This window comes from Neobacillus kokaensis, from assembly GCF_014656545.1.
GTDB lineage: Bacteria > Bacillota > Bacilli > Bacillales > Cytobacillaceae > Neobacillus > Neobacillus kokaensis.
Genome location: NZ_BNDS01000010.1, coordinates 22,317 through 47,492, shown reverse-complemented (window position 1 = coordinate 47,492; position 25,176 = coordinate 22,317). Strand labels below are relative to the sequence as shown.

Sequence of the window (25,176 nt, the reverse complement as noted above, 5' to 3'; positions counted from 1 at the left end):
GTAGGGTACTTGTATGTGCCCCCAGATCGAAAATAACGGAGGTAAAGGTTACGTAGAGTTCTTCTAAGTGACCAAAATCCGATAGTTGCAAGGGTACTGGTCAAATGGACTAGGGCACATCACAAACAATTAAAGGCCTTCCAGTCCTACTGGAAAGCCCCCGTCTGATTCTATCAAATGTTAATTTTTTTCAAATTCAAAGCATATGGCAGTTCATTGCCTAGTACTCCGTCAATTGCCGCCTTCGTCGTTCTGGTCCTTAGCTCTGTAATCGATTCTTCTGAGAAATAAGAAGAATGCGGTGTGATTAAGACCTCTTCCATCGTAAGCAGCGGATAATCCTTTGCAGGAGGCTCTGTTTCCAGTACATCAAGGCCAGCGCCAGCAATATGCCCTTCTAGTATTAACTGCCTAAGGTCCTCCTCATTCAGTACCCCTCCCCTGCAAGTATTAATCACAAAGGCCCCCTTTGGCAGCTTGGAAAGGCGTTCATAATTCATGAGATTTCTCGTTTCCGGTGTTAATGGCACATGCAGGCTGAGAACATTCGATTGCTCCAGCAGGGTTTCTAATGAAACCGGAACAACCCCCAGCCCCCTCATCGTTTCGTCCGGTACATACTCATCATGCACTAAAATACGAACACCAAACGGCTTTAACTTCTCCGCAACCATCCTAGCGATCCTGCCAAATCCTAGGAGGCCGACTGTTCTTGAACTGAAGCGGTGAATAGGCATTGTATCGAGTGGATCCCATTTCCCATTTCTAACTTTACGATTGTAAGCTGACAAGCGGCGTGTAACAGCAAGAATTAGTGCGAGTGTATGATCGGACACTTCCTCAGCACAATAATCAGGGACCGTTGAAACAGCAATTCCCTTATTAGTCGCTGCATCAACGTCAACATGATTAAAACCTACTCCAGGGATGGAGATAACTTTACAAGAATTTAATTTTTCAATTAGATCAGCCCCACATTGAAACCCAACCTGAGCTACCACTCCATCTGCAAAGGGGGCATACAACGGTAGATCCACATCAAGTGTTTCCGAACGAGTTACTTTTACTTCAATCCCATAATTTTGATACATATTTCTTTCTAAATGATGCTCATTCCATTCGTCATCTAAGATCCAAACGAAATTTTTCCCATTTCTCAATTCTTTCTCTCTCCTTTGGCACAATGATTTTTCGTAATGCTGTAAGCAGCCTCTCGTTCTGCTCGGCGGTTCCAATTGTTATCCGTGCATGCTGCGGGAGACCCCATGCAATACAAGGACGAATTAATACCCCTTCGCGCATAAGTGTGTTAGTCAGTTCCACTGCATCACCTTTTATATCAACAAATAAAAAATTAGCGTGGGACTCTGTAACATCATACCCTAATGCTCGGAGTTCTTTAGAAAGCTTCTCCATCTCACGTTTATTCTCTTGTAAAATAGTAAATTTATAATCCTCATCATCTAACGCTGAGAAAGCTCCCGCAGCTGCAATACGGTTGACAGCAAACGGCTCGCGCACAGCTAGAATCGGTTTCATTAAGTCACAATTAGCTGCACAATAGCCCACTCTTGTCCCTGCTAAGCCGTACAATTTGGAAAACGTCCGGACAAAAATAACCGGATAGTTTTTCTTAACAAAATCCACTCCGGTATGATAGCCCGGCTGTTCAATGAATTCCACATAGGCTTCATCTAAAACTGCGATGACATGCGGCGGAATTCGCTGCAAAAAGGATTCCAGCAGACCGTTTTCTACAATCGTTCCTGTTGGATTATTCGGATTACAGATAAAAATAAGCTTTGTCTGCGCCGTTATTGCAGCAAGAATCCGATCAAGGTCATAGGTTTGGTTCTTCGTAACAGGAATCTCAATTGGAGTACCGCCCATTAGTAAAGTAATGGTTCGATATGCAGGAAATGTTGGTGTACAATAGATGATTTCATCACCAGGATTGATATAGGCTGTTCCAATTAACGAAATTACATTATCTGCGCCATTTCCGATCAAAAATTGCTCAGGTTTCAACTCAAACAAGCTTGCTAGTTTTTCACGCAGCGCCCTGCAGGATGATTCGGGATAAAGCTGGCTATCTAGTAAAGCCAGCCGCATCGCAGTTACCGCTTTAGGGGATGGACCAAATGGGTTCTCGTTAGAGGCAAGCCGGGTGATCTCCTCCAAACCGAGCTTCCGCTTCACATCTTCAATTGCTATTCCTGGGATGTAAGGTTTTAAAAGTGAAACATTCCTGCGCCAGTGTTCTTTGGACAAAATCAGTCACTTCCTTAAATGGAGGATTTTACAAGTAAGGCACTAATACCTTTTCTAGGTAATGCAGTAAAACGTTCCATATGTTCTAGTTAATTTGAAAAACCTTCAGTGGATATTCCGGAAGGTACTAAGATTGAATTACGATAATCACTTGGTGTTTTTCCAACTAAGGTTTTAAATACACGGCTAAAGTAATGAGAATTGCTATATCCCACTTCAAAGGCAATTTGATAAACGGTATAATTCAAGTCCTTAAGCAGTTCCTTCGCTTTTTCAATCCGTAAATAGGTAATATATTCAACAAAATTGCTGCCTGTAGCATTTTTGAAAATCCTGCTAAAATATGTAGGGCTAAGATGGACGTGACTTGCTACTTTTTCCAGTGTAATAGCTTCTAAAAAATGCTCCTCGATATATTCCATCGCCTTCTGTATAGATTTAAGGGTGTGATCGTTATGATTATTTGCGACCAAATCTAAAAAGCGGTGTATTATATCTCGCAGCCATTGCTCTAATTGCGGTAAATTTTCAATATAGTGAATGAGGGATGTGTATTCCCGTAAGATTGTGTGAATTTCCTTTTGATTAGCGCCTCCATTAATAGCTGCTCTAGCCAGCATTGCGGCGATTTCAGAAATTTGTAAGATTAACACTTCAGGATCTACATTTTTATAGGAAGACATTTTATGAAATAAATTCTTCATATTATTATTTACAGCAGTATGGTCAGCTACCATTAGTTTATTCGCTAGTGCCGTCACTTCCTGATTTGGCAGAAGGACATATTCATTTGTAAACGTCTCATTGTTATCAACATGGATGACAAGATCCTGTCCCATAAAGAACTTATACTTTAATGCATATCGTGCCTCTTGGTATGAGAAATGCAGATTTCTAACATCTTCATAATAGTTCCCAATTCCAATCGTAACGCTGTACCCGGTTTTTTCTTTTACATAATTTTTAGTATCGACAGCTAATTTCATAGCCAGCTTTTTATTGCCAGCATGTTCATCCTGAAACGGAAGTGAAAGCAATATCGCAAACTGATCCGCTGCCGTTCCCATCGCCAGGCATTCATCAAGTTTATTATTTAAAAACTGTCGGGTAATCGTAATAATTTCATTACGAACTAAATCCTGCCATTGTTTACTTTTATCTTTATTTTTCCAGTAGAAATCGTCAATTTGAAAAGCCATAGCTGTGTTTGGTACAGTAGATAAGCCGATTAACTGGCTTTGATTCCATATTTCCCTTGAGTTTTTAATATTTCCATAAAGTAAGTTATAAATAAGGCTAACCCTAAGAGATGACATGATATTATTTGGATCTTCACTTCTTTGCTGCATGAACTGCTCAGAATGTAAGATCTCCATCTTTAATTCCTGCAGCAGCCGATAAACGACTTCCTCGTCTAGCGGCTTTGTTAAACAATCAAAAACTCCATTCTTAAACAGAAGTCTCATTTCCTGATTGGCATAATGGCTTTTAATTATCACAACGGGTGTGGTAAACTTCCTATTATTTAAATGTAGTAGAATGACATCCTGGGCCAATTTTGTCATGTTATCAAGGTCAACTAGCAGGACTGCCGTTTCTTTTGCGAGTGATGTGTTCTCTTTTACGACATCCTGCTTATTTCCTTCTTCTATTAAAAAATCAAATTTATAATCTTGAATGATTTGCTGAAACAGATCTATCACGTTTCTATCATCTGTCGTCAGAAGAAATCTATTTTTCATATAACCACATCTTTCGCTTCGGAGTTTAGATTAAAGAAAAGTATAAAAATCCATTCCATACAAATTCGCTATTTTCAAAGAAATTCCTGTTTCGTTAAAGCTTCAAATTGAGCCAGGACGTCAACTTTACGCCTGGCTCAAGCTTTCCATTATCATTTAAGCTGTTTCATTTGCAACAGGATAAATGGTGTCATAATAATGCATCATTTCTTCCCTTAGGCGGCGTGCTCCCCAAATGGCGTTTTCACGCTGCTGGTCTGTAACTACATATCTTTCAACAATCATCTCTCCTAGTCTAGCATGGAATTCTTCGTCTTTTTTTATGGTTTCATAGCATCTTGCCAAGTCCGGCAGACCGATTCGCTTACAGTTTTCAATAACAATGTCATGCGTAGTAGTTGTTGATGTTTCGGAACAATTCCAAACTGCTACTGCACAGGCGCGGTCTTTTCCAAGTGCTTCCCAGTGAAGATTCTCCCATCCAAGATGCTCTTTTGGCGGTTCTGTTGGGGCTGTATAACCATGCTTCTCAAGCACCCGGCAAATAATTTCATAATGATGAGCTTCCTCCCACATATGCTTGCACAATGCTGTTACTGTTGTACGTTCGAATTCCTTCCAGTAGTCATTGATTTGTTTGCCTAGGAAGAATACGTAAGCGATTTCAAGCCAGACGCGCTGTTCGATTGCCGTAAATACCTCATGCTGGGTAAGATCTTCGCGTGTCCAAAATTTGTATGCCTTATCATGGGCATACACCTTTAGCTCTTCTTTAATTGCTCTAAATTCGGTACAAAATTCTTCATGTGTAATCGCTGCCATTATAAACCCTCCAATAATATTTAATATTCTGATTATTCATAATTATATAGTGCGGCCATCATTTGTGTAAGTAGCTATTCTTATGATATATATCACATTTTTATCTTCATTTATTATTCTGCTATTTTATTTCCATCATGGCCTTTAAGCTTTCTTCACGAATTAGTTCAGTAAGCTGTTCCTTATATGCTAAAAACTTGGGCTCTACTTTGATGCTGTATGGACGTGGGTGCTCAAGTTCAATCGGTATATCCGCCTTTATCCTTCCTGGTCTGGATGTCATAACGACCACCCTATTGGCCAAATAAATGGATTCTTCTACATCATGCGTAATAAATAGGACCGTTTTGTGTGATTTCTCCCAAATCTCAAGCAATAGCTCCTGCATCAATGTACGTGTTTGATTGTCAAGAGCTCCAAATGGTTCATCCAAAAGGAGGATCTCTGGGTCATTTGCCAGTGCCCTTGCAATTGCTACACGCTGCTGCATCCCGCCAGAAAGCTGTCTTGGATAATGCTTTTCAAAACCTTCTAATTGAACAAGCTCAATGTATTTCCTCACAATCTCTTTACGCTCTCCTGCCCCAATTTCCTTTGTTTTTAGACCAAACTGAATATTTTCTTCAACCGTCAGCCATGGAAATAACGAATAGGCTTGAAACACCATACCGCGATTAGAGGAAGGTCCAAACAGTTCTTGACCATCAAGAAAGACATCCCCTGTAGTCTGTTCTTCCAAACCCGCCACAATCCGAAGCAGGGTTGATTTCCCACATCCAGATGGTCCAAGGATAGTGATAAATTCGTTCGGCATAATGGTTAAGTTTGTCTGATCCAGTGCAAGCACATTAGCTCGATTTTTATTTCCGGCAAAAACCTTTGTTACGCTTTTAATCTCCAGTTTTGGTTTACTCATCAGCTTCATCACCTTCCATAATGCCATGGGAACGCTTTCTTAATACAGATTTTCAAAATTATATCAGAGAGTAATCCAAGCACGCCAATTGTCGCAATCCCAAAAATGATATTCCCTGTCTTCAGCATCCGCTGTGATTCTAGAATGAGGCTGCCGATCCCTGAAGCAGAAGCTACAAGTTCAGCAACAATAATATAAGACCATGCCCAACCAAGAATTAGCCGGAGAATTTCCATAATTCCAGGAAGTGAAGCGGGAAGTATGACAGAGCGCAGCACACCCAATTTTGATCTGCCAAGGGTATAGGCAGCTTCTAACAGTTCACGGCGAACGTTTCCAACCTCAACGGCAACCATTAACACTAATGAAAAAAATGAACCGACAAAGATAATCGTAATTTTCTCAAGCTCACCTACACCAATCCACAAAATGAATAATGGTATGAAGGCAGACGCCGGCATATAACGGATCGCAGAAATCATTGGTTCAAAAAAGGCTTCCACAACTTTAAATGTTCCCATTAAAATACCAAGCGGCAAGCCAATCACAACTGCAATCAGGAAACCTGCCAGTACACGGTAAATGGTAATCCCGATATCATTAATAAATCCATATTCTGTAAACAAGGTAATTCCCGAATGAACTATTTCTACAGGGGTAGGCAAGAAAAGCGGATCTACCATTCCGGTGTATGTTAACAACGACCAAACAGCAAATAAAAGGACAATACTTGATATACTAATGCCTACATATAATCTGTGCGGAATGGCTGCCTGTGGCTGGAGCCAGTTTCTGCTTTTACGAGTCCCGCTTCCCAGCTTCTGTTTTGAAAGAATTGCTGGATGATTAACGATTTCCTCGGTCTTTGCCGCTTTTTCCACTAGCATCCCCTCCTTTATTGCACGAATGAATAGTCAATAAGTTCATCAACATTAGGCTCATGGTCGATTAATTTCTGTTCCTTCCAAAATTCAGCACCAAGCTTCGTAAGACTATGCAATTCTCCAGGCTGCTCTTTAGTGCCGAAGATGTTCTTGTTTCCTTCCTCATCATAAAGGCGGATTCCCTTTAAAGATTCTTCCAGCTCTGCAGGCGATTGCCCCATTGCTTTTCCCATAATCTCTAATGCTTCTTCTTTATTCGTTTTATAGAATTCCATCGCTTCAAACCAAGATTTAACTAAGGCCTTCACTGCTTTCGGATTTTCTTTAACAAAGTCTCTTCGCATGGCAATTGTACTGGTGATCACCCCAGGAGAGACATCGCTTGTCATAAGAACGCTTCCAAATTTTGTGTTCTTAGCTTTTGTTAACCAAGGCTCCCATGTTACTGCAGCATCTACCTTATTAGCAACAAACGCAGCACCTGCATCTCCAGCTGTCATGTTCTGAGCATCAATATCTTTAAAGTCGATCCCCTCTTGTTTTAATAAATATAGGAACCAGAAGAAGCTTGCTCCTCCATCAGTTTGCACCGCTACCTTCTTACCTTTAAGATCTTTTAAGCTTTTTATTTCCTTTTTTGCAACGATACCATCACCGCCATGAGATTCATCCAAGGCGACTACTTGAACAACATCTACATTACTTGCAGCTGAAACGACATGTGTATCAACTGTTGAAGCAAATCCTTGAATTCGGTTTGCGGCAAGTGCTGTTCTCCTGTCAGTATTACTTTCCATCTTCATTAATGTGACATCTACACCATTCTTTGTAAAGAACCCCTTTTCCTCAGCAATCCACAATGGACCATATCCCACCCATGTTGCTACACCTAATGATATTGCTGCCGTTTTTTCGCCTTTAGCTTCTTTCTTTTGACCATCAGTACTCGTTTGTCCAGAACATCCTGCCAGCATTAATAACAAGCTTAAGAATACTAAAAATCCAGCTTTTTTCATTGTATTTCCTCCTATTATTTGGTTTTAAAGCCTTACCAATGAGGATTGCTATACTCTAGGTGGATATCGCGCTGATGATCATTTGAAAGATTGTTCCCCTTCTTTTTGCCCCTCCTTCTTTTGTTAAGATTGTTACTTTTATTTGAATAATTGAAATATTCTATCCTATTTATACAATATCTTGTTTAAAAAAAAGGCAATTTTAATATATAGGTTAAAAATCTATACAAGAAAATAAATATTTTCACTACGGTTGTCTTGTTAACCTCATGAAAAAAGCCCTCCTAATGTGAAATTAGAAGAGCTGCTATTATTTATCCTTTTTTAATCCAAAATTTAAATAGATTTTCATCTTCTTCAATTTTCATTAAATCATGTCCGCCTGATTTCACCCAGGCGGTTAGGTCATTTTTCGAACCTTTGTCTGTTGTGTGAATTTCTAAAATTTGACCTTTTTCAAGTTCGTCCATCGCCTTCTTGGTTCTGACAATTGGCATCGGACAAGCTAAACCTTTTGCGTCTAAAAACTTATCTGCAGTCATTTTTTATTTCCTCCTATTTTAGCTAAAAATTTTTACTACAATATAAATGACTCCTGCCAGGAGCCAGACAAACGTCCCTGGTCATATTGGGATTGGCAGTTTAGCTGTTTTTCCTTTAGAACCAGACGTTTTTGTACGATTTATGCCTCAAGAACCAGTTGTTGTGCAATCGACCGTTTTTTTATCATCTTTGTCCATATAGATTTCACACCCTTTTTTAAAATTCCAGTTCGCCTTCCCAAACCAGCATTCCGCCTTCCATATTGGTGACATTGAATCCATAGCTTTCTAAGAATTGTGTCGCCTGTCCGCTTCTGCCACCGGAACGGCAAACGATAATGTATGGTATTTTTTTATCAAGGTCAGGCATTTTAAATTCCACTAATCCTAATGGAATGTTTACTGCAGTGGGGATTTTTCCCGTATTCACTTCGGCAACTTCTCGTACGTCAATTATATTTAATTCTTCTCCATTTTCTAGTCGTTGCTCTACTTCTTTGGCTGTAATTTTTTTCATATATAAATTCCTCCTATATTGGTTGTTTTGAATTATACCCTTATAGGTATTATTTCAGATAAAAAAATCTAGTTTTTTATTACAAATCTTATTGTATACCTATAAGGGTATTTTGTAAAGCCTTTATAATTTTAAAAAAAGCCTTTGCTCAAAGCAAAGGCTTATCCATGTATTAACTTAACCAATTTTTCCAGTCCTTCAAGGAGTCTTGGTGAGGGGCGGCAGTAAAGCTCTTCTTCCAAAATAAATATTCGTTCATCGCTTGGATACCCCAGGCTGTCATAACCAGCACGCTTTGTTACAATGCTCTTTTGCACTTTTTCCTTCCGTACTCCGACCCAAGCGAGACAAATATAATCAGGTTTACGGCGGAGAACATCCTCCCAATCGGTTTGGACGCTTGCTAACTCGACATCTTGAAAAATATTAACCGCCCCGGCAGCTTCAGAGATTTCAGTGAGCCAGTTTATTTTTCCCGGAGTAAAAATTGGCTTTGGCCACCATTCCCAATACAAGGAAGGATAATGCTCAACCTTTACTGCACGCTGTTTCACTTGTTCAAGCCTTGCTCGAAATTGTTCCACAGCATTCAATCCTCTTTCTCGTTCTCCAAGAACTTCTGCCGTTCTAAGCAAATCCCTCTCAATTTCCTTTAACGATTGCGGATTTAAAACAATATGTGGAATGCCTCGTTCTTTTAATGATTCAACATTTTTTTCCATTCCGGGGACACTTAATGATGCAAGAACCATATCGGGCTCCAATTGTTCCACTAAATCCATATTGATTGATAAATCTGGACCCAATTTTGGCAAGTTTTTAACTGATGACGGCCAATCTGAATAATCATCTACCCCGATCAATAAATGTGTCAGCCCTAAATACTCCATGATCTCTGTATTACTTGGACATAAAGAAACAACGCGCAAAACGGCACCTCTCCCTTGTTCTCTATCTTTTGAAAATTATTCTTCTTCCATCGCTTCCATTAGCCTAAAAAGGAAACGATAAATGAGATGAAACCCCTCACCTATAGACATGTTTTCATCAAACCCGTCTAAAGAATTCAAAGCAAAATTTAAGTCCCATAAACCATCCTGTTGATTAAATATTAAATCATATTTTGCTTTTTCACCTTGTAATTCCTTCTCCAAAAAATCCCTTATCTTTTGCCCGTATTTTTTTTGCAGCTTTAATCCTAACATCACATCATATGTACCAAATACATCATCCAATTCTAAGGAAACCGCATCAACGTTAACAAGGTCGAACCATTGGGATTCCAGGTAAACAAATTCATTTTTGTGTTTATAAAAATACACCAATGGCTGAGTTAGGAAGCTCGATGATTCATTCCTAATCATGTTTTCCGTTTCTTTATCACAGCGTTCGATATAGGCCTCAGTAAATCGTACTTCAGGTTCCTTTTCAATAATAGGAAGCTCGCTTAATTGGTGCTTTGTAATATAATCTTTTTCTTCTTTAAATAACACAATCTCTTCTTCAGTTTGTATGTATCGTGCTAGTTTCTCTTTTAACAAGTCTAGTTGCCTCCTCAATTACACTTTTCTTCTATATTATATTGTATTTTTTCTAACGAAAAAGCAAATTTGACAAATAAAAAAAGGTGACCTTTTAAGTCACCTCTCTGTTAATTTTCTGCTAATTTACGTGTAACTGTTTTATCCGCTGGTTGAAAATCTCCTGGGTCTTCCGCTTGTTTAGCTCGTTTAATAAAGAAGGCAAGAATAAGTGATACAGCTGCAATTCCAGTTGCAACAACGAAAGAATAGTTAATCCCATCTAACATTGCCTTCATCATGACTTGCTGCTTCATTTCGGCAATTGCTGCCGGTGTTGGAGGTGTTGCCATGTTCCTCATAGATGCTTTTGCGGCAGCGCCAATTTCTTTTGCTCTTGTTGCTGTATGAGTGGACATAATTGTAACCAGCAATGCTGTACCAATAGCCCCAGCCACTTGGTTCAATGTGTTATTCATCGCCGTCCCATGCGGATAGAATCTTGCAGGCAGCTGATTTAACCCATTGGTTGATACTGGCATCATAACCATCGACATGCCAAGCATTCGAACAGAGTATAAAATAATTAAATGTGTGTAGGACGTATCAAGTTCTAATTTGCTAAATAAATAAGTTGTTATTGTTGTTATCGCCAAACCAATAATGGCTAATATTCTTCCGCCAAATTTATCAAATAATTTACCAGTGATTGGCGACATTATGGACATCAGTATTGCACCAGGAAGAAGCATTAATCCCGCATCCATCGGTGAAATCCCGCGGATGGTTTGAACATAAATTGGTAAAAGAAGCATCCCTGAAAACAACGCCATATTTAACACCATGGTTATCGCTGATGATAAGGCAAACATGGGGTATTTATAAATACGGAAGTTTAATAACGGCTGTTCTTTTTTTAATTGCGTGACGATAAATACGGTCAAAGAAACGGCTCCAATTGCAATTGTTCCATATACTAGCGGACTATCCCAGCCTTTACTTCCAGCAGAACTAAAGCCATAAAGAATCCCGCCAAAGCCAATGCTTGATAAAATAAGCGAAATAAAGTCAAGTTGAATATCCACTTTTTCTTTTTTATCTCGAATTAAGAAAAAGCCTAACAAGATTACGACAATTCCAATTGGTGTAACAAAATGGAATAGCATCCGCCAATCATAGTGTTCGATAATCCAACCGGATAAGGTTGGCCCGATCGCTGGCGCAGACATTAAAATGAGACCAAAAACGCCCATCGCCGTACCCCTTTTTTCTATCGGAAAGCTTACGAGCATTACGTTCATTAAGGTTGGCATCAAAATAGCTGATCCTGATGCTTGCAGCATTCTGCCTGTTAGTAAAATCGGAAAAACATGGGCTATCCCAGCAATAATTGTTCCTACTGTAAATAGTATCATAGCTGACAAAAATATTTTTCGGACAGAATATTTTTGAATTAAAAAAGCAGTTGTAGGAATTAAAATACCGTTCACCAACATAAATCCCGTTGTTAACCACTGGACTGTTGCCGGTTCAATCTTTAAATCCTTCATAATAGAAGGAAGAGCGATATTTAATAATGTATTATTTAAAAATGCAATAAATGCCCCGACCATCAGGACTGCAAGAATTCCATACGGTGGTTTACTCGTATTAGTTCGAGTTTGATCCATTAAATTTCCCCCTTTAAACTAATTGTACATTTTTTTATACCCCTGTTTCATACTTACCTATATTATACTCCTGGTTCAATTTTTGCAATAAAAAAATCTTGCAAAATATTGGTTTGTCACGGGTTGGAAAATAAGGTAGTATATTTTTATACAGATAGTACAATATGAAACTCAAGGTGATTGCATGAATGATCGAAAAAAGCATGTCGTCCAAATGGCACATCAATTATTTATTGAAAAAGGCTTTCAGTCGACTTCTATTCAGGATATTCTCGATTTTAGCGGTATATCAAAAGGTACATTTTATAATTACTTTTCCTCAAAAAATGAATTATTAATTGCAATTTTTAAAACATCTTATTCTGAGCTTCACAAATTACGGGATGAGGTTTTAATTGGTCAAGATCCTGCAAATATTGAGACCTTCGTCAAACAAATTGAAATGCAACTCACTTTGAACCGCAAAAAAAAGTTAATTACGCTGTTTGAGGAAGTAATGGTTATTAATGATCCAGATCTCAAGCAATTTATAGAATTAGGCCAAATCAGAAATATTCGGTGGATTTATAACCGCTTTATTGAAATTTTTGGCGAGGAAAAAAAACGCTATCTTCTAGATTGTGCCATTATGTTTATGGGGATTTTGCGTGAGAATATAAAATTTTATCGTTTGGCCAATGATGCCAATCTTAATATAAAACAGGTTGTCCGCTATACGGTTAACCGGGTTGTTCATATTGTAGCTGAATTAGAGGAATCGGATGAACAGTTAATTCAAACGGAGGCATTAGAACGCTGGCTGCCGGACTGCCAAAAAACTGATCATTTATTTCGGAAAAAGTTTCTTCATAGTCTATTTACTTTAAAAAATATTTTCCACCAAAAACATGAACAATTAAAGTTTACGGAATTGTTGGAGTTTATCGAAGAGGAAGTTTTGGATTCTAAAAATCCACGCTTTTTTCTAATCAAAAGCGTTCTTCAGACGTTGAAAACTGTGGAAAATCAAACGGCTCAAATTGAAATTGAACAGCTTGAACAATTGGTTAAGGCTTATTTTAAAGAGAAAGATGTTGAAAACCCCTACTTTAGTTAGGGGTTTTTAGGTTTTTAACTTTTTATGTACTACTAAAAAAATATTTTTTGAATTTCCCAAATGAAATAATTCCTTGAATATTGCCTAACTTCCACCACTGCGTCCTCGCCTTCCTTCGTAAAGATTAAACCAGATCCCATTTGTTCCTTAAAGTCCCAGCCTTTAGTACCCATCCATTTTTTTACAGTTTCGTAGCGATTGGTTGTTGTATTTAATGACAAAAATCGAACCCGTTTCTCAGTTTTGGCAAACTGTACATATTCAGAATCCGAGAAATGAAGCTTTACAGCGGATACAATTAATGGGACTGGGTTGCCTTCCTGGAAAATAGCGGAACCAAAGCCAGATATTATTAATACACAGCTAATAATTATTGTTATGGTCAATGCCATTAGTACTTTTTTAATCCGCCCCATTTACAAACCCCCTACACCGTCACTCATATATATAGACGAACAAACTGGGTATTTAGTTTCAAAAATGGTAAAATTTATTAAAAATTCTCTACGTATTTTATGTTTGTATAAAATATTAAAACGCCGCTAAAATTCTGCGGCGTTCTTAAATTTATTATTTATTCAATGCAGGTACATCTTTTCTTACTGTTGAGAATAATCCTGCACCAATTATATCCAATGCTGATTGCATTCTTTCCTCTGATATATTATCTGCAATTGTATCCTGCGGTGTATGGTATACTTTTTCGATATGATATACTAGCGGATCCCAGCTGTCGATGCCCATCCAAATAAATAAGGCTGCAGGAATACCTGCTTGATGGAAAGGTACATGATCACTTGAACCAAATGTTCCTGGGAGAATATCAGAATTACCTAAACGAGCACCCGCAGCTAGTGTGGAATTCGTCACAATATTCCTGCTGCCATCCGGTGTCATCGCATACAAGTTTTTCGCTTTTTCATAATTAGTTGCGACCATATCCGGTACAAATACCGCTTCAATCTTATCTTTTTGTTCCTGCGTCAATTGGTTCACATAATATCGAGAACCAAGTAATCCTCGCTCCTCTGAACCAAAAGCGATAAATTTCATTTCTTTATCGGTGTTATACCCTTTATAAACCCTTGCTAGCTCAAGCATCAAACCAACACCTGATGCATTGTCATTTGCTCCAAAGGCACCAACAACACTATCATGATGGGCACCAAGAATCACTTCTTTAGTCTTTTCGGATTTCGTATTCGGAGCCTTTGTTGCAATAACGTTTACTGATTGAAGGTTCGAAAAATGCTCAGCAGTAAGACTGATTTCAACAGGCCCCTTTGCGGCTTTTTCCTTAAGCCACTCACCTTGGATAAAGGCTGCTCCAAAAACAGGAACATCATACTTTATTGTTAAATTTGGATTAAAGGTTTGCCCATAGTTCCCCCGGCTGCCGACAAGACTTTGTAAAATAACACCTTTTGCTCCGGATTTTACGGCATTGTCTACCTGTGTTCGATAATCCGCTGTAGAGCTGGCACGAGGCATAACCACTATTTTTCCTGCAGTACTTGCTGGAAAATCACTTAGGTTTGTTCCACCATCTACATAGAGAACTTGTCCTTTTACAGACTCATTACTTAGTTTTCCATTTTGTGCTGCGGCCATTTCCCAAGACGTTCCATCAGCAAAGGCAACATTTGCAATAAATTGATCTGGAACAGTGAAATACTGAAATTCTACATCATAACCGTAACTCTTTAAGGTTTTGGCAATATATTCAGCTGAACGCTTTTCCGCATCGAGCCCCCCTGGCCGTGTTCCAATTTCCTCAGATAAATATCTGATATGTTCAATTGCTCTGTTAGCATCCACTCTTGCTACTACCTTTTGATCATGTGCATAAGAGGATTTCCCGCTTGTGGTATCTGCTGATGCAAAACCGACTGAACCAAATGCAATTGAGACAGCCAAGAGTGAAGCAAACACCTTAGACCCTTTTCGTTTAACTACTACCATAACCAGCCTCCTAAATAGTTTTTGTTTGCTATTTAAGTGAAGGTATAGTTCTATGTTATGTATCTAGCAAACTAGCATGTGTTTATAACACAATTACATCCAATTTTAGTATATAATTGGATGTTAGACAAGTTTAAAATATAGGAATATTCAGATAAAAATTAACAATAATTTATTTGAGTCTTCTTTTAACAAAAATCAGGTAACAAAAAACCCCTTTTAGCTATTCAAACTAAAAGGGTCCTTTTCACACTTAATCTTATTTTAAGAACGTGCTCGGCATGACAACAGCTACGACTTCACCGGTGGCGCAAAGGACATCATTCGCAAAAACTTCTGTCTCGACTTTAAATTTTTTCGGATGGATCTCATGAACAGTTCCAATTGCTTTTAAAGGCACGCCATTCGGTGTTGGCTTTAAAAAATTCACATTCAGAGAAGCTGTTACAAATCGCGGGGGTTCTTCCCCCTCACCGGGTTCGTGGCCATTTTTCCTATGTAGTGCCAGTGCTGCAGAACCGGTCCCGTGACAATCGATAAATGAAGCAATCAACCCGCCATATACAAAACCTGGCATTGCGTGATGTTCAGGTTTTGGAGAATAAATCGTTATAGTCTGTTCTCCTTCCCAACCAGTGCGAAAATGATGGCCAGCCTCATTCAAACGGCCGCATCCATAACACCAGGCAAAATCGTCAGGATACTCATCTTGAATCGCATGTAACACCTTAGCTTCCATACACTAATTCCCCTTCCTGATAGTAAGCGTTTACAATTCTATCAACCTATCATAACACCAAAAAATCCCATCGGTCAATAAATGGAGTTTAGCGAAGTTGGTGTTAAGCATTATGTGAATTTTTCGCATGGTGCCTGACACCAATAAAAACACCAAAAAATGGTTGAAGTTCATTATTTAAACTATTATGATAATACTTAGTATTACGAAACTTTCAAGGGGGTTTTTGGATGGAGAGGATTGTTGAAAAACGGCTTTCGCGGGCTGAGGTTGCTGAAGAATTGACATGGAATCTTGCAGATTTATTCCCAACAGAAGAGGATTGGGAAGCTGAACTTTCGGTTATTGAAAGGGATATTGCTCAGTTTGACCAATTGAAAGGAAGATTACATACCGGTTCAAACATTTTACTTGACTGCCTAGAAGCACAAGAAAAGCTTTCCATGAAAATCATTAAAGCCTGGACATATGCTAACCTGAAGCAATCCGCAGATGGGACGGATCCTGTAAACCAAGCAAATTCAGCAAAGTTTTCCGCTTTACGGACTAAAAGTATTGCAGCTTTATCATTCATCAATTCAGAAATACTGGCACTTGATGATGGGATAATCGAAAAATATCTTCAGGAGGAACCTAGATTAGAAGCTTTCCGAAAAACATTATCTGAACTTTTAGATTCGAAAAAACACAGGCTTACACCTGAAACAGAAGAAGTGCTTGCGGCACTCGGGGACCTGCAAGGTTCACCGTACCAAATCTATCAAATGGCCAAGCTTGCAGATATGGATTTTACCTCCATTCAAGACGAAGATGGAAATGAATTGCCTGTTTCGTTTGCCTTGTTTGAAAACCGCTATGAATTTACTGCGGATACTGATGTTCGCAGAAAAGCATATAAATCGTTTGTTGCAACCCTAAAAAAGTACACAAACACCATAGCTGCAGCATACTCGGCTGAAGTGACCAAGCAAGTAACACTCGCCCGCCTGCGTAACTATGAATCGGTCACCCATATGCTTCTGGAGCCGCAGCAGGTTACATTGGAAATGTATAATAATCAAATTGATATTATTTTTAAAGAACTGGCGCCACATATGCGCCGTTTTGCCCAATTAAAGAAAAAGGTTTTAGGGCTCGATCGGATGATGTTTTGTGATTTAAAAGCCCCGCTCGATTCAGACTTTGAACCAAATACTACTTTTGAAGAAGGAAGTCAATTAATCTTAGATTCTTTAAAAGTAATGGGTCCTGAGTATAGTGCAATTATCGAACAAGGCTTTAAAGAAAGATGGGTTGACCAGGCAGACAATATTGGAAAATCCACCGGCGCCTTCTGCTCCAGCCCATATGGTTCACACCCATATATTCTTATTACCTGGCAGAACAATATGCGCGGCTGCTTCACGCTGGCTCATGAATTCGGTCACGCCGGCCATTTTTACTTAGCGAATAAAAACCAAAGAATCATGAATGTACGCCCTTCAATGTTTTTCATTGAGGCGCCTTCTACGATGAATGAAATGTTACTTGGACAGCACTTACTTGCGAATACCAATGATAAACAAATGCACCGTTGGGTCATTCTGCAGCTTCTCGGTACCTATTATCATAATTTTGTGACTCACTTGCTAGAAGCGGAATATCAGCGCAGAGTCTATGCTCTTGCAGAACAAGGGAAAGCGTTAACGGCTAAAACTTTAACTGAAACTACTTGTAATGTCTTAAAGGAATTCTGGGGAGACAGTGTTGAAATTGATGAAGGGGCCAGCTTAACCTGGATGCGCCAGCCGCACTACTACATGGGCTTATATCCATATACCTACTCCGCTGGATTGACAGTCTCTACAGCTGTTTCACAAATGATTCAAGAGGAAGGCCAGCCTGCTGTGGACCGCTGGCTCGAAGTACTTCGTGCTGGCGGCACAATGAAGCCTCTTGAATTAATCAAATATGCTGGCGTTGATATGTCTACACCAGAGCCAGTTCGAAAAGCGGTTGCTTATGTTGGCGCATTGATTGATCAATTAGAACAATCTTATAAATAAGCTCGCAAAAAACCCCCTTGGGACTCCATGGGGGTTTTCTCTTACGATCTCACGCCTTAACAAACATATTTCATTTAAGTCATCGATATTGATTGCTTTTGATACGTTCCAAAATAATCTCTACAAAACGATTGCATCTATCGTAATCTACTAATTGAGGTACTAGTTCAATTTTTAACGTTGCCGCAAGATTTGTTTGTACAAACAGCATATCCCTAAAGTGATCAACTGCTCCGCAAAATTTCGGATAACAGGTATCCCCTGTACCAACTACACCTGTCACAAGGTCCTTTGCGTCTTCAATTTCGAACAGGTTGTAAATTGCCTGCATTTCCCTTGGTATTTCGCCATTACCCCATGTATAGGTTCCAATAACTATGGCATCATAATTCGCTAAACAGAGTGTAGGAAATTGCCCAGCAAGGAAACAATTCACCTCAATTTTTTCTTTTAAAAACAACTGTTGTAACAGCTGTACCACCTCTTCCGTATTCCCGGTTTTAGTGGAATAGACAATCGCAATTCTCATAGTTCATCGAATCCGTTTGATTGGGAGACTTTTGAATATGTTCTTGACTTTTGTTCAAAGAAATCAGATTTTGTGTCGTTCATCATTTCATCGCTGAAAACATGAATCCATGGCATAGGATTTTTTCGCTCTTCATAATAGTTAGGTAATCCCAGCTGTCTAAACCGTTTATTAGCAAGATACTCTGTGTATAGCCCGTACTCCTGCAAATCGATACCATCAATATCCTTCAAAATAAAATGAGCCCATTCTTTTTCAAGCTCAACTGCTTGTCCTATCGTTTGGTATATATAATCTATATTTTCCTGATGATTTAATTCGGGATTTTCTGTTAACAGGATCCGGATAAATTGCGCAACGAAATAGGCGTGCTGCATCTCATCCCGTTGAATATAGCTAATCATTGTACTTGATTTTAGCATTTTTTGCTGGCGGGCCAGGTGATAGAAAAAGGCAAAGCCTGCATAAAAATAAATCCCCTCCAGGTTAATCGAGTTCACCGCAAGCTGAAATAAGTGCTGAGGTGTGGGATTATTTCGGAAACATTCATACGCATCTAAGATAAGCTGGTTACGGCGTTGTACGATTGGGTCGCTTTTTGCCTGATTAAAGCGGAAATTCTGCTCCTGCAATGGAACAAGTGAACTTAAAATATAGGAATAGGATTCGTTATGAACCGCTTCCTGCTGTGAAATTACGGCAAAGATCGCTTTAAAGCTCGAATCAGTGACATAATCCATCACCTGGTACATTGTCGGTGTTTGCAGGCTGTCTAAGGATGCCAGCTGGGTATTGATTCTCAAAAAAACATCCTGCTCTGTTAGACTGAGCTGATCCCACTGTTTGATATCATCCTGCATATTAATTTCCTGGGCCTTCCAAAAATTGCTCAGCAATGTCTGATACAGTTCATACATTTGCGGGTAGGCAATATCGTTCCAGTTCAACAGACCTGACGATTGTCCGTTAATAATCCCTGTTGATTTATTAGGGAACTCTGGGTTTAATAGTTTGATTTTTTTTAACGGTGAATGAATATCCATTATTACTTGCTCCTTTAGTCTAACTTTGACATGCTTCACATGCTTCGATTTCTGCTTGGGACGTACTTCTAACATAGTAAGTTGTTTTTAACCCATGCTTCCAGGCTTCTATATGAAGATTAAGAAGCTCCTTCGCTTTAATATCATGTCTTACATAAAGATTAAAGCTGATGGACTGATCGATGTGCCGCTGCCTTGCTGCATTTTGTTTAATACTCCAAAGCTGATCTAATTCATGTCTTGCGCGGCGGTAATAGTTATACGTATGATGATTTAAATCAGGTACTGTTACCTTAAATTTAAAATTCTTTTTCTCCTCCGCATATTCAACAGAATAGATTGGATCAATGCCGTCAGTTGAGCCGCCAATCTTTGCGGTTGAAGAATTAGGAGCGACCGCCATTAACCAGCCGTTACGAATTCCGTTCTTTCCGACTTCCTCCTTTAATTTTTGCCACCTGTTAGAGTTGTAGTTTTTCCTTGAAAAATATTCACCCGTCTGCCAGTCGGAGCCATTAAAGGTTTGATATGTCCCCTTTTCTTTTGCCAATTCCATCGATGCTAAAATGGTGTAGTAGGCGATGTTCTCATATAATTCATCGGCAAAGACAACAGCTTCTTCGGATTCCCAGTGAATACTCTTTAATGCCAACAAATGATGCCAGCCAAACGTGCCAAGTCCGACAGCTCGGTACTTTTGATTAGTGTGCTGGGCTTGGCCAACGGAAATCGTATTTAAATCGATAACATTATCAAGCATTCTGACCTGAATTGTGATTAACCGTTCTAAAACACCTGCTGGAACAGCCTTTGCAAGATTAATAGAAGATAAATTACAAACGACGAAATCACCAGGTTTACGGATAATAATGATATTTCCGTCTTCATCATGGTATTCTTTTACAATCGTCGTCGCCGACATATTTTGGGCAATTTCTGTGCAAAGATTGCTGCAATAAATCGAAGTACGCCCTCTTCCATTTACATGTTTATTAGGATTTTGCCTGTTTACTTCATCTCGGTAAAACATATATGGTGTTCCCGTTTCAAGCTGGGACACCATAATCCGCACCATAACATCCATGGCCCTGTATGATTTCCTCGGCAGCAGCGGATGATTCACAGCCTCTTCATACTTTTCGGTAAAAAATTTCCTGTCGGTTTCGTCGTAAAAATCTTCGAGACCTAATGAAGTTCCATTTTCATCTTTCCAGCCCATCATTTGTTTAACCTGATGGGGACAAAAGGTATGCCACTCACCGATACTTCTGCCCTGCTCATCTTTTTCTGTAAGTTTTTCCATAAAAAGATCCGGTATCGCAACGCCAGTAAAAATATCGTGGGCTTTGCGCCGTTCGTCGCCGTTATTAGTTTTTAAATCGAGGAAACCATTCATGATATCTTTATGGAAAATATCTAAGTATACAGCAATCGCGCCCTGTCGCTGTCCCAATTGATCCACACTTACTGCCGTATCGTTAACTAACTTAATCCATGGAACAACCCCTGATGAGTTCCCCTTAAATTTTTTAATATCTGAACCTAGGGCACGAACTTTTCCATAATAGATGCCTATCCCGCCTCCATCCTTACTTAATCGAGCAACATCCCAATTATTTAAGTAGATACTATCAAGTGAATCATCAACGGTATCGATGAAGCAGGAGGAAAGCTGGCCGAAGCTTTTGCCCGCATTGGCAAGTGTTGGGGTTGCAACGGTCATATATAAATGACTTAACGCCCAGTAAGCTTCTTTAATTAGTTTCAGACGTTTGAATTTGCTTTCGTTTTTCATGATGGTCATTGCAATGATCATGAAGCGCTCCTGCGGGAGTTCAAAGATATTTCTGTCATGGTCTTTAGCTAAATAACGGTCTGCCAGTAAAAATAAGCCTATATAATTGAATAGGTAATCCTGCTCAGGATTGATTTCCTGCGCTAATTCATCGATTTCTGTTTTACTATAGCAGTTTAATAAATCACTAGAATAAATGCCTAAAGCTGTCAGCCTGGTGATCAGGGTATGGAAATTCCCATATTTTAAAGAGGAATCATAACTACGATTTTTTGCTGCCTCCGCGTATAATTCATTGAGATATAAACGGGCAGCGACAAATGTCCAATCTGGCTGGTCGATGGCAATTTGATTCACCGCATACAATAAAGCATGTTGATTTGCTTCGGCCTCATTTATGTGATGTTGAAGACTTTCTTGCATCCCCGTTACATCAATTTTGTATTTTTCCGCTGCTTGTCTAATTGTTCCTAAAAGATTACTAAACTCTGTTTGCACCATTGTCATGATTTTTCCCCCTAGAAAAATAAAAAATCCGCTCGGGTGTACGAGCGGATGAAACGATAACAAAACAAAAGGAAAGGAAGAATCCGGGAGCCTTCTGCCGCCACCGTTCCATCTTCTCAATCCCCGAAGAAGTTGAAACATCTTAAGAAAGACAGGTCTCCTGACTTATGCTTCCTCCTACTTTGAACCCTTCCCGTATAAGCGCCTATTGCAAAGCTCTCTTACACAGTGGTTTGTCCATTTCGTCAGCATTTACAGTTGCGGGGGCAGCTCTGGATTCGCACCAGATTCCCTTTTAAGCCAAACGGCATCTTATCTCAAGGCAAACACTACTATATATAGTTTTTATTTTTAAATTCAAAACAATATGTAGTACTTATAATTCATATAAATGATAGTATAAATACCAAAATAATGCAAGTGCTTTGATGTCGTTTTTTGGATTTAGTCTCAGACACTTTTATAATGAAACCATTATCATGGTTCAAACGTATGATTTAAAGGGTCAAGAAATCTTATCTGTTTAAGGGGGGTATTATGGGGAATATTTTTTTATTTTGTTTGATTATAGGTATTGTATCTGCACTAATTCTTACGCCAATGAATAGCGCTGTTCCGGGACAAAAAGGTAAATGAAAACATGGTAAACAGGGAAAACCGATAAAACCGGCAAGACCAGCAGGTTTGATTCCCGTCATGATCATTATATTAGCGGCTGTGTTTATATTTTATTACATGTCTAATTTGGACCGTAACTTTTCATCGTTATGGCCATTAGCCATTGTCATTACTGGATTTGGTACATTTTTTTCTTCAGGCGTAGAGCAAAAAATTAAGGGCCTGTTATTTGTATTAAGTCTCATGTTAGGGGTATATTTTTTAACAGCCTTTTTGTTTAATGCAAATGAAAAATATGATTTAGCAAAAATGACCGAGAAAGTTGAAATTAAGACGTTTGATGAAAAAGAAACACCGGCAAGTGTCCCGCCGCAGTTCGCACGCAACAAAATGAAAAAAGCGTTTGGGCAGGTTCCTAATACGAGCTATTATGAGCTTGGTCACCTGCAAATCCAAAAGGTAAATGGCGAATATGTTTATATTGCTCCAGTAGAATTTTCGGGATTTTTCCGTTGGTGGAAGGGTGATCACACACCAGGTTACTTCAGTTTAAGTGCTACAGATTCGTCAGCAAATCCTAAGTTTGTTAAGGAAGAAATGATGTATACTCCATCCTCCTTCTTCCAAAAAAATATTGAAAGGCATATCCGCATGCAATACCCGAAAAAGATTTTTTACGGGGATGTTCAATTAGAGGTGAACGAGGACGGCAAACCATACTACATACAATCCTATGGAGAATTTGTTTCCGCCCGCAATGGGTTTAAAGTACATGGGATTGTAATGGTGGATGCAAAAACAGGCCAGACAAAAGAATATCCATTAACAAAAATTCCGGCTTTTATCGACGGTGCTGTGTCTCCTGAAGTGGTCAGTCTCCAAAACAGCTATTTTGGCAATTATGTTCATGGATTTTGGAACAGCGTATTCGGAAAATCAGACGTAAAGCTCCCTTCAGATGAAGGTATCGAGGCAAACGTCAGCCCTATTTTTGATGAAAATGGAATCATGTATTATTTTACTGATTTCACCAGTCCAAAAGAAGGCGTCGACTCGATGCTTGGTTACTCGATAACAAATAGCAGAACCGGAAAAGCAACCTATTATACAGGGAATCCAGAAGAATCTTACATGGATTCACAGGGCGCCCTGCAGATTATCGAAAAAAAGTTCATTGAAAAGAAATGGCGTGGAAAAATGCCGATTCTATATAATTTCTACGGGGAGGCAAGTTGGTTAACGCCTGTCCTAGATTCTAATGGATTTTTGCAAAACTATTTTATTGTTTCGGCTGCCAATCCGGAAATTTCAGCAAATGGTGTCACTCCGAATGAAGCGCTAAGACAATATAAGACAGCATTGCAAAGAGGCGGCGGCACGGTCGATGGCAGCTCTAAAGCTGAAGAAAAACAAAAAGAAGGTACTGTTCTGCGAGTCTATAAGGAGAAGTCGGGGGATTTCACCATCGTCTCTTTCTTACTAGATAACAAGCAAAACTTCATCATCTCATCCGAAAAAGTACCGCTTGTCATCTACCTAAAAGAAGGCGATCAGGTAAATCTACAATATCTCGACACAGGCGAAGACTTCCTGCCCGTGAAAGATATTACGATTAAAGGACTTCAATAAATGATTTAAGACTGTGTTCCATGAGACCGCAGTCTTTTTCATGTTGTATTATTTGGTGTCAGGCACCACCCGTGGACATTTTGCTCTGTTTGTCCGTCTGAGGTTTTACTTCCAATTTTAAATGCCTGCATTTGGTGGGAGTTTAGGAATAAATATTAGTAAAACCATTACAGGGGGCGGATTTTATGGCACGTTATCCTTTTTCATCGGGAAAGCCATCACTTATTGTTAGAAAGGTACATCCTGATAATCGAGAATCTCCGCTTCAGTTTATTGAGAATGATACAATCGGCAATGATTTGTTTTACCGTAGAAATCATTTTTCCTATCCGGCTCTGCCTCAATCAAGTTACTGGCTCCCAGTCAATGGGCTGGTCCATAGACCTAGTATATTTACACTTGACGAAATTATAAAGATGCCGTCAAAAACATTAAAAGTAATCCTTGAATGTGCTGGTAATAAACGTCACTTCTTTGAACCAAAAGTGTTTGGTGATCAATGGGAAAAAGGAGCTATGAGCCAAGGCTACTGGAAAGGTGTACCGTTAAGGAACTTGCTGGAATTAGCCGGTGGTGTAAAACCCGGAGCTAAAGAAGTATTGATTGAAGGCTACGATTTTGGGAAACAACCAAACATGAATCAACCTGAAACCTTCGCCCGGAGCCTGCCTCTGAATAAAGCACTGCATCCTGACACGCTGATTGCCTACCAATATAATAATCAGCCAATCCCGTTCAAGCATGGTTATCCACTCCGCTTGATTGTTCCGCAATGGTATGCTGTTGCTTCCGTTAAATGGATTAAGCAGATTAGTGTTATTGATTACAAGTTCAACGGGTCGTTCCAAGCGGATGACTATGTTTATTATCCTAAAAAAGAGAGCGATGCCGGTGCTTTTCGTGTTACCACAATCAACGTTAATTCCTCCATACTGAATCCGTTAAATAGGGAAATCCTAGATACAGGAAAGCATTTGATTAAGGGTATTGCTTGGACTGGTGAAGGGGCAATTACAAAAGTAGAGGTCAGTACTGATAACGGTACAAACTGGTCTACTGCCAAATTAACAGTTCAAAGAAATCAGGAACGATATGCTTGGACTACTTGGAGCTATGAATGGAACCCGGACGAAAAAGGCGAATACACCATTTTAACCAGGGCTGCAGATTCTCTTCAACGAATTCAACCGAAAGTCCCGTTCTGGAACCGTAAAGGCTATGGCTATAATGCCATCGACCAAATAAAAGTGAAGATTGAATAAATTACAAGATCAAATAAAAAGGCTGAATTTAGTCTATTTGCTAAATTCAGC

At 39.2% G+C, this 25,176-nt stretch carries 21 protein-coding genes, 1 pseudogene and 1 riboswitch; of the genes and pseudogenes, 4 read left to right on the top strand and 18 right to left on the bottom strand.

Annotation, left to right across the window (positions count from 1 at the left end):
- Nucleotides 1–173: 173 nt before the first annotated feature.
- From IE222_RS12915 to IE222_RS12860, 12 genes are all read right to left on the bottom strand, one after another.
- Entirely contained in the window at nucleotides 174–1,160 is a 987-nt protein-coding gene (locus IE222_RS12915; protein ID WP_191273431.1) for a C-terminal binding protein, read from the bottom strand.
- Nucleotides 1,123–2,271: a histidinol-phosphate transaminase gene (gene hisC / locus IE222_RS12910; protein WP_191273429.1), complete on the bottom strand. Its 1,149-nt coding sequence runs from the start codon at nucleotides 2,269–2,271 to the stop codon at nucleotides 1,123–1,125. The genes IE222_RS12915 and hisC overlap by 38 nt, the downstream gene beginning before the upstream one ends.
- Nucleotides 2,272–2,360: 89 nt before the next feature.
- Complete coding sequence (locus IE222_RS12905) at nucleotides 2,361–4,013, bottom strand: helix-turn-helix domain-containing protein (RefSeq protein WP_191273427.1); 1,653 nt, start codon at nucleotides 4,011–4,013, stop codon at nucleotides 2,361–2,363.
- 156 nt (nucleotides 4,014–4,169) lie between these two features.
- Nucleotides 4,170–4,835 carry a hypothetical protein gene (locus tag IE222_RS12900; protein WP_191273425.1) on the bottom strand — a complete coding sequence of 222 codons (666 nt, stop codon included), beginning with the start codon at nucleotides 4,833–4,835 and terminating at the stop codon, nucleotides 4,170–4,172.
- 121 nt (nucleotides 4,836–4,956) lie between these two features.
- The gene (locus IE222_RS12895) at nucleotides 4,957–5,751 is read right to left on the bottom strand and encodes an ABC transporter ATP-binding protein (RefSeq protein WP_191273683.1); all 795 of its coding nucleotides are present in this window, start codon (nucleotides 5,749–5,751) and stop codon (nucleotides 4,957–4,959) included.
- Nucleotides 5,752–5,759: 8 nt separating this feature from the next.
- Nucleotides 5,760–6,632: an ABC transporter permease gene (locus IE222_RS12890; protein ID WP_223282686.1), complete on the bottom strand. Its 873-nt coding sequence runs from the start codon at nucleotides 6,630–6,632 to the stop codon at nucleotides 5,760–5,762.
- A gap of 14 nt (nucleotides 6,633–6,646) precedes the next feature.
- Nucleotides 6,647–7,651 (bottom strand): ABC transporter substrate-binding protein, encoded by a 1,005-nt coding sequence (locus IE222_RS12885; protein WP_191273419.1) that lies wholly within the window; start codon nucleotides 7,649–7,651, stop codon nucleotides 6,647–6,649.
- Nucleotides 7,652–7,965: 314 nt separating this feature from the next.
- Entirely contained in the window at nucleotides 7,966–8,193 is a 228-nt protein-coding gene (locus IE222_RS12880; RefSeq protein WP_191273417.1) for a sulfurtransferase TusA family protein, read from the bottom strand.
- A gap of 217 nt (nucleotides 8,194–8,410) precedes the next feature.
- The gene (locus IE222_RS12875) at nucleotides 8,411–8,710 is read right to left on the bottom strand and encodes a rhodanese-like domain-containing protein (RefSeq protein WP_191273415.1); all 300 of its coding nucleotides are present in this window, start codon (nucleotides 8,708–8,710) and stop codon (nucleotides 8,411–8,413) included.
- Between the two features lie 161 nt (nucleotides 8,711–8,871).
- A complete protein-coding gene (locus IE222_RS12870; RefSeq protein WP_191273414.1) occupies nucleotides 8,872–9,639 on the bottom strand; it encodes a cobalamin-binding protein in 768 nt (255 codons plus the stop codon).
- A 36-nt stretch (nucleotides 9,640–9,675) separates the two neighbouring features.
- Nucleotides 9,676–10,251, bottom strand: a complete 576-nt coding sequence (locus IE222_RS12865) for a branched-chain amino acid aminotransferase (RefSeq protein ID WP_191273412.1) — start codon at nucleotides 10,249–10,251, stop codon at nucleotides 9,676–9,678.
- A gap of 110 nt (nucleotides 10,252–10,361) precedes the next feature.
- Nucleotides 10,362–11,900: a DHA2 family efflux MFS transporter permease subunit gene (locus IE222_RS12860; protein WP_191273410.1), complete on the bottom strand. Its 1,539-nt coding sequence runs from the start codon at nucleotides 11,898–11,900 to the stop codon at nucleotides 10,362–10,364.
- Between the two features lie 184 nt (nucleotides 11,901–12,084).
- Here IE222_RS12860 and IE222_RS12855 point away from each other — a divergent pair, with 184 nt between their 5' ends.
- Nucleotides 12,085–12,996 (top strand): TetR/AcrR family transcriptional regulator, encoded by a 912-nt coding sequence (locus tag IE222_RS12855; RefSeq protein WP_191273408.1) that lies wholly within the window; start codon nucleotides 12,085–12,087, stop codon nucleotides 12,994–12,996.
- Between the two features lie 32 nt (nucleotides 12,997–13,028).
- Here the strand turns inward: IE222_RS12855 and IE222_RS12850 are convergent, their stop codons facing one another.
- From IE222_RS12850 to IE222_RS12840, 3 genes are all read right to left on the bottom strand, one after another.
- Entirely contained in the window at nucleotides 13,029–13,412 is a 384-nt protein-coding gene (locus tag IE222_RS12850) for a hypothetical protein (protein ID WP_191273407.1), read from the bottom strand.
- Between the two features lie 154 nt (nucleotides 13,413–13,566).
- The gene (locus tag IE222_RS12845) at nucleotides 13,567–14,958 is read right to left on the bottom strand and encodes a M28 family metallopeptidase (RefSeq protein WP_191273405.1); all 1,392 of its coding nucleotides are present in this window, start codon (nucleotides 14,956–14,958) and stop codon (nucleotides 13,567–13,569) included.
- 259 nt (nucleotides 14,959–15,217) lie between these two features.
- Entirely contained in the window at nucleotides 15,218–15,697 is a 480-nt protein-coding gene (locus IE222_RS12840; RefSeq protein WP_191273403.1) for a PaaI family thioesterase, read from the bottom strand.
- Between the two features lie 230 nt (nucleotides 15,698–15,927).
- Here IE222_RS12840 and pepF point away from each other — a divergent pair, with 230 nt between their 5' ends.
- Nucleotides 15,928–17,742, top strand: coding sequence for an oligoendopeptidase F (gene pepF / locus IE222_RS12835; RefSeq protein ID WP_191273401.1), 1,815 nt, complete (start codon nucleotides 15,928–15,930; stop codon nucleotides 17,740–17,742).
- A gap of 79 nt (nucleotides 17,743–17,821) precedes the next feature.
- Here the strand turns inward: pepF and IE222_RS12830 are convergent, their stop codons facing one another.
- From IE222_RS12830 to IE222_RS12820, 3 genes are read right to left on the bottom strand one after another with little or no spacing between them, the layout of a single operon-like run.
- Nucleotides 17,822–18,271, bottom strand: coding sequence for a flavodoxin domain-containing protein (locus IE222_RS12830; protein WP_191273399.1), 450 nt, complete (start codon nucleotides 18,269–18,271; stop codon nucleotides 17,822–17,824).
- Entirely contained in the window at nucleotides 18,268–19,314 is a 1,047-nt protein-coding gene (locus IE222_RS12825; RefSeq protein ID WP_191273397.1) for a ribonucleotide-diphosphate reductase subunit beta, read from the bottom strand. Before IE222_RS12825 ends, IE222_RS12830 begins: the two co-directional genes overlap by 4 nt.
- 19 nt (nucleotides 19,315–19,333) lie before the next feature.
- The gene (locus tag IE222_RS12820) at nucleotides 19,334–21,616 is read right to left on the bottom strand and encodes a ribonucleoside-diphosphate reductase subunit alpha (protein WP_191273395.1); all 2,283 of its coding nucleotides are present in this window, start codon (nucleotides 21,614–21,616) and stop codon (nucleotides 19,334–19,336) included.
- Between the two features lie 133 nt (nucleotides 21,617–21,749).
- A riboswitch (cobalamin riboswitch) is annotated at nucleotides 21,750–21,947 on the bottom strand.
- Nucleotides 21,948–22,153: 206 nt separating this feature from the next.
- On the opposite strand from IE222_RS12820, the pseudogene IE222_RS12815 reads away from it, so the two are divergent.
- Together IE222_RS12815 and IE222_RS12810 are read left to right on the top strand one after the other, a co-directional pair.
- A pseudogene (locus tag IE222_RS12815) lies at nucleotides 22,154–23,863 on the top strand (hypothetical protein).
- Nucleotides 23,864–24,048: 185 nt separating this feature from the next.
- The gene (locus IE222_RS12810; protein ID WP_191273393.1) at nucleotides 24,049–25,125 is read left to right on the top strand and encodes a sulfite oxidase; all 1,077 of its coding nucleotides are present in this window, start codon (nucleotides 24,049–24,051) and stop codon (nucleotides 25,123–25,125) included.
- Nucleotides 25,126–25,176 lie beyond the last annotated feature (51 nt).